General features: G+C 63.2%; 1 protein-coding gene. It reads left to right on the forward strand.

Going from position 1 to position 505, the window contains the following annotated elements; translation table 11 throughout:
- Window positions 1-94 precede the first annotated feature (94 nt).
- On the forward strand, window positions 95-505 hold a 411-nt coding region (locus AC5ZGW_RS46850), incomplete at its 3' end, for an FAD-dependent oxidoreductase (protein ID WP_496114229.1).

The following is a 505-nucleotide window of genomic DNA, read 5'->3' on the forward strand; positions in this document are numbered from 1 at the left end:
CGGCGAAGAATTTGGGTGCGCGACCACGTCGTCCTTGAGGCCACTAGGTCGTCGAAGGACGGCACAGTTCTTTTTATCAGTCATGAGGACACCGATGAGCACCGCAGAATTGAACCAGCGCTTGAGGGTGGCGATCGTCGGAGGTGGCATCGGCGGGCTATCTGCCGCGGTCGCGCTCCGCCGTCGCGGCATCGACGTGACGGTCTATGAGCAGGCGCCGGCGCTCGGCGAAGTCGGTGCCGGGATCTTCATCTACCCCAACAGTCTGCGCCAGCTGGAGCGCATGGGCCTTGGGCCCTCGTTGGCCGGCGTGGGGGCCAAGGTTGGCCCCGGCTCCCAATATTGCCGAATGGATGGGACGGTTGTGGGCCCCATACTGACGACTGACTCCGCGGGCTGGAACGGCATGTACGGCATGCACCGTGCCGACATGCTCGACACATTGGCACGTGATCTGCCTGCGAATTCTATCCGAACCGGTCATCGCTGTGTGGGCTTCGAGCAA

Source organism: Bradyrhizobium sp. Crot121, assembly GCF_059512385.1.